Below are 16,554 nucleotides of genomic sequence, written 5' to 3' on the forward strand. Positions count from 1 at the left end.
CTTTGATCAGCATTGAGCGCTAATTTCATGCCCCCCGGGGGAAGCGGTCGTACGTTCTGTGAAATTTGAGGCATGTGTGACCAATGTCCAGTTGCGTGAGATATGAGGTTTCGACTGCTAGGACCAGGATGCCAGCGGTTTTGGGACTGGCGTCCAGTTGTGACAAAGGTAACATCGGTGAAACCTCCGTCGCGGGTGATCCATGGCACATCGGCCCAGGCTAGGTGGCATGCGGGGGCGAAACTGGGTGGGCTTGCGGCGGCCCGGCGGCCCCCGTCAGCGTGCAGCGAACCGGGATGCCGGAGCGGCGTAAGCCGCCCGTCAGCCGGCGTCGCGGGCCCAGGTTTCGCCCTAGCTAAATTTGGTCAAACTGCTGCAGCGTTCCGATCTCTATGTCGCTTACCAGCTCTGGCAAATTTTTGTTCAGGTAAAAATGGTCGCCGGGAAACTCGCGGAGCGAAAAGTCTCCGGTGGTGCGCTCGCGCCACGGTTCCATGTCTTCTCGGGTGGCAATCCAATCTTTGCTCCCGATAAATGTGTAGATTGGGCACGATAATTTGTTTTCCGGTGGGCAGCTATAACCGGCGATGGCTCGAACTGCCCTCAATGTCGGCAGGACTCCCACTCGAAATTCTTCATCGTTGAAGAATTCTGGATCGGTTCCAGTTGCCCGGGCGACGAGGTCGAGCATCTCGTTATCCGAGTAGCCCTTGAGTTGCTTGTACTTGATGTGACCCGGCGCCGAGCAGGCGGACAGAAACAGGGCAAGTACCCGATATCCCGCCGCTTCGAATCGCAGTGCCACTTCGAAGGCCAGCATTCCGCCCATGCTGTGACCGAAAAGCGCGACCGGAGTGTCAATCCGAGCCGCTGGCTTCATGATCGCGAAGATTTCCTCGGCGAGGCCGGGGATGCTTTCCAGTGGTGGCAGGCCGTACCCGTCCTGCTGGCCGGGGTATTGGACGGCTACCCGCTTCACTTCGCCGGAAAACTCCTTAGCAAATGGAACGTAATCCTTCGCCGTTCCACCGGCATGTGGGAAGATGTATAGCGTAGGTGCAGTTAGCTTTTCGTCGCTTTTACTGTTGCTTGAGCGCCCGTTCACGGGGTCACCATACCTTGGTTTACAAACCGCTTGTATCGGCGTTCTTGCTCGTCGTGGTGGTTAGCCGACTCACTGGCGCGGTGCCGCGCGGGCCCGGCGATGACCGCTTCGGGGGCCACGCCCGCCGGCCCGGCCGGCCGCTGGGCGTGGCCGTGTGCTGCGGGAACCGCCGTATCGCGGGTCGCCGAGGCTGCGTTGAAATCTGGAAATAGACCCGACACACCGGTGCCGAACCATCGTCACAGGGATAACACCGGGCACACTGGTAACAACAGCAGTGCCAGTGATACCAGGAGGGTATGGCCGTGTACCGAGTCTTTGAAGCGCTCGACGAATTGGGCGCAATCGTCGAAGAAGCCCGCGGCGTGCCGATGACGGCCGGATGCGTTGTGCCCCGCGGCGACGTGCTCGAGCTGCTCGACGACATCAAAGACGCGATTCCGGGTGAACTCGACGACGCCCAGGATGTGCTCGACGCGCGCGACTCAATGCTGCAGGAGGCCAAGGCCCATGTCGACTCGATGGTGTCCTCGGCGACCACCGAGTCGGAATCAATGCTCAACCACGCCCGTGCGGAGGCTGACCGGATTCTCTCCGATGCGAAAGCTCAGGCCGATCGGATGGTTGGTGAGGCGCGCCAGCACAGCGAACGGATGGTGGGGGAAGCACGCGAGGAGGCCATTCGTATCGCGGCCGCGGCCAAGCGCGAATACGAAGCGAGCATGAGTCGGGCCAAGTCGGAATGCGATCGGCTCATCGAAAGCGGCAACATCTCTTACGAGAACGCCGTGCAGGAGGGCATCAAAGAACAGCAGCGCCTGGTTTCGCGGAACGAGGTGGTCCAGGCGGCGAATGCGGAAGCCACCCGGCTGGTCGATACCGCCCACGCCGAGTCCGACCGGCTGCGTGGTGAATGCGATGTCTATGTGGACACCAAACTCGCCGAGTTCGAGGAAATGCTCAACGGCACGCTCCGTTCTGTCGGGCGGGGACGCCACCAGCTACGCACCGCGGCCGGTACGCACGACTACGCCACGCGCTAGTCGCGAGCGGGCGCCGGGAGGCCGGGCAAACCGGATGGCGCCAGATCGCGGGCTCGCGCCGTAGGATTTCGTCTATGGCAAGGCAGCGCAGCCAGACAAAATCGGGACATGTAAGTAGCCCCTTGACGGTCGACATTGCACGACTCGGGCGCCGCCCCGGGTCGATGGTCACCGCGCACACCACTGTGGACAGCCCCTCACGCATCGGGCTGGACCTGATCGCGATCGACAAGGGTGCGCCGGTGGAGCTCGACCTGCGGGTGGAGTCGGTATCGGAGGGAGTGCTGGTGACAGGGACCGTCGCCGCGGACACCGTCGGTGAGTGCTCCCGCTGCCTTACTCCCGTCACCGGCAGCGTGCAGGTGAACCTGACCGAGCTATTCGCCTATCCCGACAGCACCACCGAGGCGACCACGGAGGAAGGCGAGGTCAGCCGCGTCGTCGACGAGAGGATCGACCTCGAGCAACCGATCATCGACGCCGTCGGTCTGGAACTGCCGTTGTCGCCGGTGTGCCGGCCCGATTGCTCGGGACTGTGCCCACAGTGCGGTGTCGCCTTGGATGCCGAGCCCGGTCATCACCATGACCAAATCGATCCGAGGTGGTCCAAGCTGGCCGACATGTTCACCCCCGACGGCCCCGAGGCGACGGGGCGGGGTGAGCGGTGAGCGTGTCACGGCAAGCGCTGCTCGACGCGGTGGGCGTCGAGCTGCCTGAGGAACTTGTCACGCTGGCGTTGACGCATCGCAGCTACGCCTATGAGAACGGCGGGTTGCCGACCAACGAGAGGCTGGAGTTTCTGGGCGACGCGGTACTCGGGCTGACGATCACCGACGAACTCTTCCACCGGCACCCGGAACGCTCGGAAGGCGACCTGGCCAAACTGCGGGCCAGCGTGGTCAACACTCAGGCGCTGGCCGATGTGGCGCGCCACCTGTCTGACCACGGTCTGGGTGCCCACATGCTGTTGGGGCGGGGTGAGGCCAACACCGGTGGTGCCGATAAATCCAGCATCCTGGCCGACGGCATGGAATCGCTGCTGGGCGCGATATACCTGCACCACGGCATGGAGGTGGCGCGCGAGGCGATCCTGCGCATCTTCGGTCCGCTGCTCGACGCGGCACCCACGCTGGGCGCCGGATTGGATTGGAAGACCAGCCTGCAGGAGTTGACCGCCTCGCGCAGTCTGGGCGCCCCGTTCTATGCGGTGACATCCACCGGTCCGGATCATCACAAGGAGTTCACCGCGGTGGTCGTGGTGAACAACACCGAATACGGATCGGGTGTCGGGCGTTCCAAGAAGGAAGCCGAGCAGAAGGCGGCGGCCGCCGCCTACCAGGCACTCGAAGGTCTGGAAGTCCTCGACGGCGCCATGCCCGGCAATTCGTCGGCCTAGATGCCCGAGCTGCCCGAAGTCGAGGTGGTGCGGCGCGGCCTGCAGGACCACGTGGTGGGCAAGACGATGACCGCGGTGCGGGTCCACCACCCCCGTGCGGTGCGCCGCCACGAAGCCGGGCCGGCCGACCTGACGGCGCGGCTGCTCGGCGCGCGCATCAGCGGAACCGATCGGCGCGGCAAGTACCTGTGGTTGACGCTGGACGCTGGGGCGCCCACGACCGGGCGCGATGATCCGGACGCCGCGCTGGTGGTGCACCTGGGGATGAGTGGGCAGATGTTGCTGGGGGGTGTTCCACGCGCCGAGCACGTGCGGATCTCCGCCGTGCTCGATGACGGGACGGTGCTGAGCTTCGCCGACCAACGGACCTTCGGCGGGTGGCAGCTTGCCGACCTGGTGAGCGTCGACGGCAGCGTGGTACCGGCGCCGGTCGCGCACCTGGCGCGTGACCCGCTTGATCCGCTATTCGACGTTGACTCCGTCATTAAAGTGTTGCGGGGCAAGCACTCTGAGATCAAACGCCAACTCCTCGACCAGCAGGTGGTCTCGGGAATCGGGAACATCTACGCGGATGAGGCGCTGTGGCGGGCCAAGGTGCGTGGCGCCCGGGTGGCCGCCACGCTGACCCGTCGGCAACTGGGCGCGGTCTTGGATGCGGCCGCCGATGTGATGCGTGAGGCGCTGGCCAAGGGCGGTACCTCGTTTGATTCGCTGTATGTGAACGTCAACGGTCAGTCGGGTTACTTCGACCGATCGCTGGACGCCTACGGCCGCGAAGGAGAACACTGCCGGCGCTGTGGTGCGGTGATGCGTCGAGAAAAGTTCATGAACCGCTCGTCGTTCTACTGCCCGAGATGTCAGCCGCGGCCCCGCCGGTAGCCAGAGTTGAGTTCGTGGGGGGTGACCTGGCGCCGTCCGGGGGCGGTAGTGGTGTCCGGAGGCGGCACCGCAATTTAGTAGAAAGAAGCCATGACGCAACTGTGGGCCGAACGCACCGGTGCTCGCCGCTATACCGGACACAGCTCGCGGGGTGCGCAGGTACTCATCGGCTCGGAGGACGTCGATGGGGTGTTCACCCCGGGCGAGTTGATGAAGATTGCGCTTGCCGCGTGCAGCGGCATGTCCAGTGACCGGCCGCTGGCTCGTCGTCTCGGCGACGACTACCAAGCCGTGGTCAGGGTTTCCGGTGCCGCCGACCGCGATCAGGAACGCTATCCGCTGCTGGAGGAGACCCTGGAGCTGGACCTGTCGGGTTTGTCCGAAGAGGAGAAGGAGCGCGTGCGCGTGGTCGTCGACCGGGCCATCGACCTGGTCTGCACCGTGGGCCGCACGCTGAAGTCGGGCACCGTGGTCAACTTCGAGGTCGCCGATGTCGCGCCCGTGTCACAGCCGGATGTGCGGCTGACCGCATGGGTGCACGGTCACGTCCAGGGGGTCGGTTTCCGCTGGTGGACCCGCTGCCGGGCGCTGGAGCTGGGCCTGACCGGTTACGCCGCCAATCACGCTGACGGCCGGGTGATGGTGGTCGCCCAGGGGCCGCGCGACTCGGGTGTGCAGCTGCTGCGGCTGCTCGAGGGAGATACCACTCCCGGCCGGGTGGACAAGGTCGTCGCGGACTGGTCGCAACGGGTTGAACCGATCAGTGGGTTCAGCGAGCGATAGCCCGGGCGGCGAGACGCACCGCGACTGAGGGTGCGCGGGTCCGCCAGCTTGCGGGGGACCGGGTGGGGCGAATGCGCTGCTAGGTAGTCTGGCTGGTCGTGTACCTCAAGAGTCTGACGCTGAAGGGCTTCAAATCCTTCGCTGCGCCGACGACTCTGCGCTTCGAGCCGGGCATCACGGCCGTGGTCGGGCCCAACGGATCCGGCAAGTCCAATGTGGTGGATGCCCTGGCCTGGGTGATGGGGGAGCAGGGCGCCAAGACCCTGCGTGGCGGGAAGATGGAAGACGTCATTTTCGCCGGTACGTCGTCGCGGGCACCGCTGGGGCGCGCCGAAGTCACGGTCACGATCGACAATTCCGACAACGCCCTGCCGATCGAGTACACCGAGGTGTCGATCACCAGGCGCATGTTCCGCGATGGCGCCAGTGAGTACGAAATCAACGGCAGCAGTTGCCGGTTGATGGATGTCCAGGAACTGCTGAGCGACTCGGGCATCGGCCGTGAGATGCATGTGATCGTCGGTCAGGGCAAGCTGGACGAGATCCTGCAGTCGCGACCGGAGGACCGCCGCGCATTCATCGAAGAAGCCGCGGGTGTGCTCAAACATCGCAAGCGCAAGGAAAAGGCCTTGCGCAAACTCGACGCGATGTCGGCCAACCTGGCCCGGCTCACCGACCTGACCACCGAACTGCGTCGCCAGCTCAAGCCGTTGGGCCGACAGGCCGAGGTGGCCCGCCGTGCCCAGACCATTCAGGCCGATCTGCGCGATGCGAGGCTGCGGCTGGCCGCCGACGATGTGGTGAGCAGGCGCGCCGAGCGCGAAGCCATTTTCGAAGCCGAGGCGACGATGCGTCGCGAGCACGACGAGGCCGCTGCCCGCCTGACCGTCGCGGCCGAAGAGTTGGCCGCTCACGAGGCGGCGCTGGCCGAGCTCACGTCCAGGGCGGAGTCGGTTCAGCACACCTGGTTCGGGTTGTCGGCATTGGCCGAACGAGTGGGCACCACGGTGCGCATCGCCAACGAGCGTGCTCAGCATCTCGACGTCGAGCCGGTGACCAACAGCGACACCGACCCGGACGCGTTGGACGCAGAGGCCGAGCAGGTCGCGATCGCCGAACAACAGCTGCTGGTCGAGCTGGCCGAAGCCCGCGACCGGCTGGATGCCGCGCGCGCGGAGTTGGCCGACCGTGAGCATCGTGCCGCCGAGTCCGACCGCGCGCACCTGGCAGCGGTCCGCGCCGAGGCCGACCGCCGTGAGGGGCTGGCGCGCCTGGCCGGACAGGTGGAAACCATGCGGGCGCGCGTCGAATCGATCGACGACAGCGTTGCGCGGCTCTCCGAGCGCATCGAACATGCCGCCGCCCGGGCCCAGCAGACCCGCGCGGAGTTCGAGACCGTGCAGGCCCGCGTCGGCGAATTGGATCAGGGCGAGGTCGGTCTGGACGAGCAGCACGAACGCACGGTGGCGGCACTGCGGCTGGCTGAGCAGCGGCTCGCCGAACTGCAGGTCGCCGAACGTGACGCCGAGCGGCAGGTGGCGTCGCTGCGGGCCCGCATCGAGGCGCTGTCGGTGGGTCTGGACCGCAAAGACGGCGCGGCGTGGCTGGCCCGCAATCACAGCGACGCGGGGCTTTTCGGATCGGTTGCCCAACTGGTCAAGGTGCGTTCGGGTTACGAGGCGGCAGTTGCCGCAGTGCTCGGGTCTGCGGCCGAGGCGCTGGCCGCCGACAGTTTCGGGGCAGCCCGCAGCGCGGTCACCGCGCTCAAGCAGGCCGACGGCGGCCGCGCCGCGCTGGTGCTGGGTGACTGGCCGGATGCCCACGACCACCGGGCGGCCGGTGGCCTGCCGTCCGGGACGCTGTGGGCGCTGGATTTGATCGAGGTGCCGTCGCGGTTACGGCCAGCGATGACGGCGATGCTCTCGGGCGTTGTCGTGGTCAACGACTTGTCCGAAGCGCTGGATCTGGTGCAGGCCCAACCTCAACTGCGTGCGGTCACCCTCGACGGTGATCTGGTGGGTGCCGGCTGGGTGAGCGGCGGTTCGGACCGCAAACCCAGCACGCTGGAGATCACATCGGAGATCGACAAGGCCCGTAGCGAGCTGGCCGCCGCGGAGGTGCGGGTGGCGGAACTCGGCGCGGCGCTCTCGGGCGCGTTGACCGATCAGACCGCCCGCCAGGATGCGGCCGAACAGGCCTTGGCGGCGCTCAACGAATCCGACACCGCCATTTCGGCGATGTATGAGCAACTGGGCCGCATCGGACAGGATGCGCGTGGGGCCGAGGAAGAGTGGACCAGGCTGCTGCGACAGCGTGAGGAATTAGAGGTTGGGCGAACGCAGACCCTCGAAGAGGTCCTCGAGCTGGAGAGCCGGCTGCGCAACGCTCAAGAGTCCCAGCACGTCCAGGCTGCCGAACCGGTCGACCGCCAGGAGATAGCGGCGGCTGCCGAGAGCGCGCGCGCCATTGAAGTGGAGGCCAGGCTCACCGTGCGGACCGCCGAGGAGCGTGCCAACGCGTTGCGCGGGCGGGCTGACTCGCTGCGCCGGGCCGCCGCGGCGGAACGCGAAGCCCGGGTGCGCGCCGAGCTTGCGCGGGCGGTTCGATTGCGCTCGGCGGCGGTGGCCGCGGCCGTCGCAGAATCCGGGCGGCTGTTGGCGTGGCGGTTGAACCGGGTGGTCGACGCGGCATCGCAGCTTCGTGACGAGTTGGCGGCCGAGCGGCAGCAGCGTTCAGCGGCGATGTCGGCGGTTCGCGAAGAAACCAGCTCGCTGAGCGCCCGAGTGGCCACACTGACTGATTCGCTGCACCGTGACGAGGTGGCAAATGCCCAGGCGGCGTTGCGAATTGAGCAAGTCGAACAGATGGTGCTCGAGCAGTTCGGGATGGCGCCCTCAGATCTGGTCGCCGAGTACGGCCCAGATGTTGCGCTGCCGCCCACCGAGCTGGAGATGGCCGAATTCGAACAGGCCCGCGAACGTGGCGAGCAGGTCGTCGCGCCGGCCCCGATGCCTTTTGATCGCGCCACCCAGCAGCGCCGCGCCAAACGCGCCGAGCGTGAACTGACGGAGCTGGGCAGGGTCAACCCGCTGGCCCTGGAAGAATTTGCTGCGCTAGAGGAGCGCTACAACTTCCTGTCCACCCAGCTCGAGGACGTCAAAGCGGCCCGCAAGGATTTGCTGGATGTGGTTGCCGACGTCGATGCCCGCATCCTGCAGGTGTTCAGCGACGCCTTCGTCGACGTGGAACGTGAGTTCCAGATCGTCTTCAGTTCGTTGTTCCCGGGGGGTGAGGGCCGGTTGCGGCTCACCGCGCCCGAGGACATGCTCACCACCGGCATCGAGGTGGAGGCCCGCCCGCCCGGCAAGAAGGTCTCCCGGCTGTCGTTGCTCTCCGGTGGTGAGAAGGCGCTGACCGCGGTGGCGATGCTGGTGGCGATCTTCCGGGCCCGTCCGTCGCCGTTCTACATCATGGACGAGGTGGAGGCGGCCCTCGATGACACGAACCTGCGCCGGTTGATCGGCCTGTTCGAGATGCTGCGGGACCGATCGCAGCTCATCATCATCACGCACCAGAAGCCGACGATGGAAGTCGCCGATGCGCTCTATGGGGTCACCATGCAGGGCGATGGCATCACCGCGGTGATCTCGCAGCGGATCCGCGGTCAGCAGGTCGATCGGCTGGTTGCCAACTCGTCGTAGCGTTCGGCTGAAACTGCTTCGGAAACTGCCTCGCGTCTAGCACTGGAAGGATTGTCAGCGTGTCGGAAGGTCTGTGGGTCGCGATCGCGGTCATTGCCGCATTGCTTGTCATCGTCGCGCTGGTTGTGGGTCTGTTGCGCTACCGCAGGCGCCGGATCAGCCTGGCGGCCCGGCCGGAGGTGGAGTCCAAAGACCGTTCGGGCGGCTACACGGCGTCCTCGGGCATCACCTTCAGCCAGACGCCAACGACCACCGAACCGGCCGATCGGATAGACACCAGCGGCCTGCCCGCGGTCGGCGACGATGCGACCATCCCGCGCGACGCCCCGAAACGCACCATCTCCGAGGTTCATCTACCAGAAATCGAGCCCGAACCCGAGACCCCCGCCCCGGTTGCCGCAGAACCGGTGGCGCCGCCGGTCGCACCTGAGACCCCCCAAGCGCCCGAAGTGCCTGAAGCGCCCGAAGCACCCGAAGCGCCCGAAGCGCCCGAGGTTGCCGAGGCCGAGGTTCTCGAGCCGCCGGAAGGCCGCTTGGAGCGCCTGCGCGGACGCCTCGCCAAGTCGCAGAACGCGCTCGGGCGCAGTGTGCTGGGCCTGATCGGCGGCGGTGACCTGGACGAGGACTCCTGGCAGGACGTCGAAGACACCCTGTTGGTCGCCGACCTCGGGCCGGTTGTCACCGAGGCGGTGGTGTCACAGTTGCGCAGCCGGCTGGCCAGCGGCAATGTCCGTAGCGAGGATGACGCCCGGGCGGTGCTGCGCGATGTTCTGATCAAGGCGCTGCAACCCGACATGGATCGTTCGATCCGCGCGTTGCCGCATCCGGACCATCCGTCGGTGCTGCTGGTGGTCGGCGTGAACGGAACCGGCAAAACCACCACGGTCGGCAAGCTGGCGCGGGTGCTGGTGGCCGATGGCCGGCGCGTGGTGCTGGGTGCGGCGGACACCTTCCGGGCGGCGGCGGCGGTCCAGCTGCAGACATGGGCGGCCCGGGTGGGCGCGGAGGTGGTCAGCGGGGCCGAGGGAGCCGATCCGGCATCGGTGGCCTTCGATGCCGTCGACAAGGGGGTTGCCGCGGGCGCCGACGTCGTCCTCATCGATACCGCCGGTCGGCTGCACACCAAGGTCGGCCTGATGGATGAGCTGGGCAAAGTGAAGCGTGTGGTGACCCGGCGCGCGGCCGTCGACGAGGTGTTGCTGGTGCTCGACGCCACCATCGGGCAGAACGGGCTGGCTCAGGCCAAGGTCTTTGCCGAGGTCGTCGACATCACCGGGGTGGTGCTGACAAAACTGGACGGAACAGCCAAGGGCGGCATTGTCTTTCGCGTTCAACAGGAACTCGGCGTGCCGGTGAAGCTGGTTGGGCTCGGCGAAGGCCCCGACGACCTGGCGCCGTTCGAACCCGCCGCGTTTGTCGACGCCCTGCTCGGCTGAAAGCTACTCCACAGCAAGTTTTACGTTAATCCTGATGAAACACGTCGGCACCATTGCTGCAACAACTACTGCGCATGGTTCTGGATCAGGTCACCAGTCAACAAATCTGGGGCCCTCCCAACGCTGACTGGAGGTGATAACGAGTGAGTGACTTCCCGATAACGGGCGTGCCCGACACCGGCGACACTGCCTGGATGCTGGCGAGTTCCGCGCTCGTGCTGCTGATGACGCCGGGGCTGGCGTTCTTCTATGGCGGCATGGTGCGCGCCAAGAGCGTGCTGAACATGATCATGATGAGCATCAGCGCGATGGGCGTTGTGACCGTGCTGTGGGTGCTCTACGGCTACTCGGTCGCTTTCGGCAACGACATGGGCGGCGTCGCCGGAAACCCGACCGAATACCTGGGGTTGAAGGGGCTGATCGGGGGCAATGGGGCGCCCGCGGATCCCGCCACGCAGACCGCGGCGGTGGACATCCCGCTGGCCGGTTCGCTGCCCATGACGGTGTTTGTGGCATTCCAGCTGATGTTCGCCATCATCACGGTCGCACTGATCTCGGGGGCGGTGGCTGACCGGCTCAAGTTCGGCGCCTGGTTGCTGTTCGCCGGACTGTGGGCGACCTTCGTCTACTTCCCGGTCGCGCACTGGGTCTTCTCGTTCGACGGCGTCACCGCTGCCACCGGCGGCTGGATCGCCAACAAGCTGCACGCGATCGACTTCGCGGGGGGAACCGCGGTCCACATCAACGCCGGTGTGGCCGGCTTGGTGCTGGCGCTGGTGCTGGGCAAGCGCCGCGGTTGGCCCACGACGCTGTTCCGACCGCACAACCTGCCGTTCGTGATGCTCGGGGCGGGGCTGCTGTGGTTCGGCTGGTACGGGTTCAACGCCGGTTCGGCGACCAGCTCCAACGGCACCGCGGCCACGACGTTCGTCACCACCACCGTCGCTACGGCCGCGGCGATGCTCGCCTGGCTGCTCACCGAGCGAATCCGGGACGGCAAGGCGACCACGCTGGGTGCCGCCTCGGGCATTGTCGCCGGGTTGGTTGCCATCACCCCGTCGTGCTCTTCGGTCAACGTGCTGGGCGCGCTGGTGGTCGGCGCGGTAGCCGGGGTGCTGTGTGCGCTGGCGGTCGGATTGAAGTTCAGACTTGGATTCGACGACTCGCTCGACGTGGTCGGCGTGCACCTGGTCGGTGGTCTGGCCGGCACCTTGCTGGTGGGCCTGATGGCCGCCCCGGAGAGCCCGGCCATCAACGGAGTCGAGGGTGTCTCCAAGGGCCTGTTCTACGGCGGCGGCTTCGATCAGCTGGTACGACAAGCTGTCGGAGCCTCTAGCGTTCTCATCTATTCTGGTGTAGTCACGTTCATCCTTGCTTTGATCCTGAAGTACACCATCGGGTTGCGTCTGGGTCCGGAGCAGGAGTCCGCGGGCATCGACGAGGCTGAGCACGCCGAGAACGGCTACGACTTCGCGGTCGCTAGCGGTTCGGTTCTACCTCGTCCCGGCATCGTCGCGGATTCGCGTAACGGCCTAGAGGAGCGAGTAGGCGAGAAAGTGGAGGCGGAGCCGAAATGAAGCTGATCACAGCGATCGTAAAGCCGTTCACCCTCGACGACGTCAAGACCAGCCTCGAAGAAGCTGGAGTCTTGGGAATGACGGTCAGCGAGATCCAGGGCTATGGGCGGCAAAAGGGGCACACCGAGGTCTACCGGGGCGCCGAATATTCGGTGGACTTCGTGCCCAAGGTCCGAATCGAGGTCGTGGTCGACGACTCCATCGTGGACAAGGTCGTGGACAGCATCGTCCGGGCCGCGCGCACCGGAAAGATCGGCGACGGCAAGGTGTGGGTCAGCCCCGTGGACACCATCGTGCGAGTACGCACGGGTGAACGCGGACCTGACGTGCTGTGAGAATAGCCGCGCATTGCGCAACGAATCCGGATGGGCCGGCCGGGCGTGAGACAGCACCGGCCGGACCCGTCCGGGCTATCTGATTCGGAGGTCATGGAGCCGGGGAGTGTCCGCGCGGCAAGCGATTTGGCTGCCGCGCGGCGCCAGTTGTTGTCCGATGATCATCGCGACATGGATCCGGCCGAGTTGCGGCAGGCGTGGCTGGATCTGCATGAGTCCTGGCTGATCGTCAAGGCCGCGCAGATCGGGATCGCCGATGACAGCGGTTATGCGATCGTCGGGGTCGGCGGGCTCGGCCGGCGCGAGCTGCTGCCGTATTCGGACCTGGATCTGGTGCTGTTGCACGACGGCAAACCCGTCGAGGAACTGGGCGATGTCGCCGATGCGCTGTGGTATCCACTGTGGGACGCCAACATTCGGCTGGACCACAGTGTGCGCACCGTCTCGGATGCCCTGGGTGTGGCCGGTGCCGACATGGCGGCCGCGCTGGGCATGTTGGAAGCCCGCCACATCGTCGGGGACCAACAGCTCTCGGCGAGCTTGATCGACGGCGTACGCCGCCAGTGGCGCAGCGGAATCCGTTCGCGGATGAACGAACTCGTCGACATGACCCACGACCGTTGGCTGCGCTGCGGGCGCGTCGCCAACCGCGCCGAGCCCGATCTGAAGTCGGGTCGCGGTGGCCTGCGCGATGTCCAGTTGCTCGACGCGCTGGCGATCGCCCAGCTCATCGATCGCCACGGCCTGGTCACGCCCGACATGCCGGTGGGTTCACTGGATGCCGCATACCTCACCCTGCTCAATGTGCGTACCGAGTTGCACCGGGTCTCCGGCCGTGGCCGCGACCTGCTGTTGGCTCAACATGCCGACGACATCAGCGCGGCGCTGCATTTCGGTGATCGGTTCGACCTGGCCCGGATGCTGTCCAGTGCTGGCCGCACCATCGCCTACCACGCCGAAAGCGGGCTGCGGACCGCCTGCAATGCCCTGCCCCGGCGCGGCATCTCAGCCCTGCGGCGGCGCCCCAAGCGGCGCCCGCTGGACGAGGGCGTGGTCGAATGTGCCAACGAAATCGTGCTGGCCCGCGATGCCCAACCCGAACAAGATGCCGGTCTGGTGCTGCGGGTGGCCGCCGCGGCGGCCCACGCCGGGTTGCCGATCGGTGCCGCCACGCTGCGCCGGTTGGCCGACAGCGCTGCGGAATTGCCGACGCCGTGGCCCCGAGAGGTCCTCGACGACCTGCTGGTGGTGCTGCTGGCCGGTCCTACCGCGGTGGTGACCATCGAAGCGCTCGATCGCACCGGGCTATGGGGGCGCCTGTTGCCGGAGTGGGGTGCGATCCGAGACCTGCCGCCGCGCGACGTGGCCCACAAATGGACGGTGGATCGCCATCTGATCGAGACCGCCGTGCAGGCGGCGCCGCTCACCACGCAGGTGGCCAGGCCCGACCTGCTTGCGCTCGGCGCGCTGTTGCACGACATCGGCAAGGGCAGGGGAGCCGATCACAGCGTGCTCGGCGCCGAGATGGTCGTGGCGATCGGCCAGCGGCTGGGCATTTCCGCCCCCGACATCGATCTGCTGTCCAAGCTGGTCCGCCACCACTTGTTGCTACCGGTCGTGGCCACCCGAAGCGACCTGAATGACCCCAGCACCATCACGCGGGTGTCGGAGGCCCTGGGCGGGGATCCGCAATTGCTCGAGGTGCTGCGTGCGCTGACCGAAGCGGACTCGAAGGCGACCGGTCCGGGTGTGTGGAGTGACTGGAAGGCGTCGCTGGTCGACGACCTGGTGTCGCGCTGCCGCTTGGCGATGGCGGGCGAACCGCTGCCGCGTGCCGATCCCGAAGCACCACACTATGTTTCGCTGTCGGCCGACCACGGAGTGCACGTGGAGATCGCGCCCGGCGAGAGTGCTCGCATGTACCAGGTGGTGATGGCCGCTCCGAACAAGCCCGGGTTGGTGTCCAAGGCGGCGGCGGTGTTGGCGCTGAATTCGCTGGGTGTGCATTCGGCGTGGGTGAACAGCCACGAGGGCGTCGCGATCACCCAATTCGTGGTGTCCCCGCTTTTCGGCACCCCGGCCGCCGCCGACCTGTTGCGTCAGCAGTTCGTCGGCGCGCTCAGCGGCGACATCGACGCCCTCGCCATGGTGGAAAAGCGGGACAGCGAGGCCACCAGCAACGCGACCCAGCGAGCCGGCGAGGTGGTCGCGGGGGTGCCGGTCACGCGTTCGACCGCGCCGCCGCGCATCCTTTGGCTCGACTCCGCCGCCCCCGATCAGCTGGTGCTCGAAGTTCGTTCGATGGACCGGCCGGGACTGCTCGCGCTGCTGACGCGCGCGCTGGAACGGGCGGGCGCAGACATCGTCTGGGCCAAGGTGAACACGTTCGGTTCGACCGCCGCAGACGTGTTCTGCGTGACGGTTTCGGCCGGGCTCGAGGAGCCCCAAGCACGGGCCGCGATGGAGCAGCAGCTCTCGGCCGTGCTGGGTGGGTCCGCGGACGTGCTGCTCGACGAGCCCGTCGGCGACTAGCCGTGCGAACCGGGGGCCGGCCGGCCTCACCCATGTTCGGCGTTGAGTTGGCGCACCGCGTCAATGCGCGCCTTGAGCTGGTCGCGGGTTGCCGCGGCGATCGGTGGTCCACCGCAGCGCCGCCGCAGTTCGTTGTGGATCCATCCGTGCGGCTTGCCGGTCCGGTGGTGGGCTATCGACACGAGGGTGTTGAGCTCGCGGCGCAGCTCGCGGATCTGGCCGTGGGTGGTGGCCGGCTCGGCCAGCGTCCCGACTTGTGTGACCCCTTGTTGCAGCTGGGCCCGCTTCTGCAGTTGTTCGTCTTGGCGACGGTGTAGCAAGGCGCGCATCTGATCGGCATCCAGCAGGCCGGGGATGCCCAGATAATCGGCTTCCTCGTCGCTGCCCGCCGGGGTGGCGGTCCCGAACGAGGAGCCGTCGAAGATGACCTGATCGAGTTCGGCGTCGGCTCCTAGCGAGGTGAAGCCCTTCTCGAGATCGCCCTGCTCGTCTTGTGTCTTGGTGGCCGGATCGCCGTCGAGCGGATCATCGAGGGATTCGCGATGCGGTTTGCCCAGCACGTGGTTGCGCTGGGCCTCGAGTTCGCTGGCCAACTGCAACAGGTTGGGCACCGAGGGCAGGAAAATGCTCGCGGTTTCGCCCGGTCGGCGGGACCGGACGAATCTGCCGATGGCCTGCGCGAAGAACAACGGTGTCGAAGCGCTGGTGGCGTAGATCCCCACGGACAGGCGGGGCACGTCGACGCCTTCGGACACCATGCGCACCGCGACCAGCCAGCGGCTGGTGCCGTTGGAGAATTCCGTGATCCGTTCCGATGATCCGGGGTCGTCGGAGAGCACGACCGTGGGTGTTTCCCCGGTCATCTTCTGCAGCAACGCGGCGTAGGCGCGGGCGGCGGTGCGGTCGGAGGCGATGATCATGCCCCCGGCATCGGGCACGTGCTCGCGCAACCGACGCAGTCGCCGGTCCGCGGCCGCGATCACCGCGGGCATCCATTCGCCGGCCGGATCCAGCGCCGTGCGCCACGCCCGTGCGGTCTGTTCGGCCGACAGCGGCTCGCCCAGTCGCGCCTCGTGCTCTTCGCCCGCGCTATCGCGCCAGCGGGCCTGCCCGGAGTAGGCGAGGAACACCACCGGCCGGACCACGCCGTCGGCAAGGGCCTCCGCGTAGCCGTAGGTGTGGTCGGCCTGGGAGCGCAACACACCTTCCCCGTCGGGCTCATAGTTGACGAACGGGATGGGGGAGTCGTCGCTGCGGAAGGGCGTCCCGGTCAGCGCGAGCCGGCGCGACGCGTCGCTGAACGCCTCCCGGATCGCGTCGCCCCAGGTATTGGCATCGCCGCCGTGGTGGATCTCATCGAAGATGACCAGGGTCTTGCGCTGCTCGGTGCGCACCCGGTGCAGCGTCGGATGCGCTGCGACCTGGGCATAGGTGACCACCACACCGTGATACTCGGCCGAAGTCTGGGCGTTGGAGTTGCTGAACTTCGGGTCCAGCGAGAGGCCCAGCCGAGCGCCCGCCTGCGCCCACTGGGTCTTGAGATGCTCGGTGGGCACCACCACCGTGATCTGCTCTGCGGCCCGCTGACCAAGCGCTTCGGCCGCGATCCGCAGGGCGAATGCCGTCTTGCCGGACCCGGGGGTGGCCACCGCCAGGAAATCACGCGGCTGGGTGCCCAGGTACTTCACCAGCGCCCTGCGCTGCCAGCTGCGCAGCGGTCGAGTGCCCTCGATGATGGGTTCGGCGGGGCTTACCGACTGCATCGAC

Annotated in this window: 12 protein-coding genes and 1 pseudogene; 11 read left to right on the forward strand and 2 right to left on the reverse strand. The window is 66.9% G+C overall.

Annotated features, from left to right (window positions below; translation table 11 throughout):
• Positions 1–355: 355 nt before the first annotated feature.
• Positions 356–1,141, reverse strand: coding sequence for a thioesterase II family protein (locus tag CKW46_RS11750; RefSeq protein WP_036426411.1), 786 nt, complete (start codon positions 1,139–1,141; stop codon positions 356–358).
• A 269-nt stretch (positions 1,142–1,410) separates the two neighbouring features.
• Here CKW46_RS11750 and sepIVA point away from each other — a divergent pair, with 269 nt between their 5' ends.
• The 11 genes and pseudogenes from sepIVA (at position 1,411) to CKW46_RS11805 (ending at position 14,787) form a co-directional block, all read left to right on the forward strand.
• Positions 1,411–2,148, forward strand: a complete 738-nt coding sequence (sepIVA, locus tag CKW46_RS11755; protein WP_482053398.1) for a cell division protein SepIVA — start codon at positions 1,411–1,413, stop codon at positions 2,146–2,148.
• Between the two features lie 74 nt (positions 2,149–2,222).
• Positions 2,223–2,816 (forward strand): YceD family protein, encoded by a 594-nt coding sequence (locus CKW46_RS11760; RefSeq protein ID WP_117437131.1) that lies wholly within the window; start codon positions 2,223–2,225, stop codon positions 2,814–2,816.
• Entirely contained in the window at positions 2,813–3,544 is a 732-nt protein-coding gene (gene rnc, locus CKW46_RS11765; RefSeq protein WP_482053176.1) for a ribonuclease III, read from the forward strand. Before CKW46_RS11760 ends, rnc begins: the two co-directional genes overlap by 4 nt.
• Positions 3,545–4,423, forward strand: coding sequence for a DNA-formamidopyrimidine glycosylase (gene mutM, locus CKW46_RS11770; RefSeq protein WP_482053177.1), 879 nt, complete (start codon positions 3,545–3,547; stop codon positions 4,421–4,423).
• A gap of 90 nt (positions 4,424–4,513) precedes the next feature.
• A pseudogene (locus CKW46_RS11775) lies at positions 4,514–4,918 on the forward strand (OsmC family protein); the annotation flags it as partial.
• A gap of 6 nt (positions 4,919–4,924) precedes the next feature.
• The gene (locus CKW46_RS11780) at positions 4,925–5,206 is read left to right on the forward strand and encodes an acylphosphatase (RefSeq protein WP_231395683.1); all 282 of its coding nucleotides are present in this window, start codon (positions 4,925–4,927) and stop codon (positions 5,204–5,206) included.
• 98 nt (positions 5,207–5,304) lie between these two features.
• Entirely contained in the window at positions 5,305–8,907 is a 3,603-nt protein-coding gene (gene smc / locus CKW46_RS11785; RefSeq protein WP_020786548.1) for a chromosome segregation protein SMC, read from the forward strand.
• Between the two features lie 59 nt (positions 8,908–8,966).
• A complete protein-coding gene (ftsY, locus tag CKW46_RS11790) occupies positions 8,967–10,343 on the forward strand; it encodes a signal recognition particle-docking protein FtsY (RefSeq protein WP_482053178.1) in 1,377 nt (458 codons plus the stop codon).
• Positions 10,344–10,486: 143 nt separating this feature from the next.
• Positions 10,487–11,920 (forward strand): ammonium transporter, encoded by a 1,434-nt coding sequence (locus CKW46_RS11795; protein WP_482053179.1) that lies wholly within the window; start codon positions 10,487–10,489, stop codon positions 11,918–11,920.
• On the forward strand, positions 11,917–12,255 hold the full coding sequence (gene glnB / locus CKW46_RS11800; RefSeq protein WP_117437124.1) for a nitrogen regulatory protein P-II: 339 nt from the start codon (positions 11,917–11,919) through the stop codon (positions 12,253–12,255). Before CKW46_RS11795 ends, glnB begins: the two co-directional genes overlap by 4 nt.
• 93 nt (positions 12,256–12,348) lie before the next feature.
• Complete coding sequence (locus CKW46_RS11805) at positions 12,349–14,787, forward strand: [protein-PII] uridylyltransferase (RefSeq protein ID WP_015355176.1); 2,439 nt, start codon at positions 12,349–12,351, stop codon at positions 14,785–14,787.
• Between the two features lie 26 nt (positions 14,788–14,813).
• Here the strand turns inward: CKW46_RS11805 and CKW46_RS11810 are convergent, their stop codons facing one another.
• On the reverse strand, positions 14,814–16,550 hold the full coding sequence (locus CKW46_RS11810) for a DEAD/DEAH box helicase (RefSeq protein ID WP_482053180.1): 1,737 nt from the start codon (positions 16,548–16,550) through the stop codon (positions 14,814–14,816).
• Between the last annotated feature and the right edge of the window lie 4 nt (positions 16,551–16,554).

This window comes from Mycobacterium liflandii (assembly GCF_022354805.1).
Taxonomy (GTDB): domain Bacteria; phylum Actinomycetota; class Actinomycetes; order Mycobacteriales; family Mycobacteriaceae; genus Mycobacterium; species Mycobacterium marinum.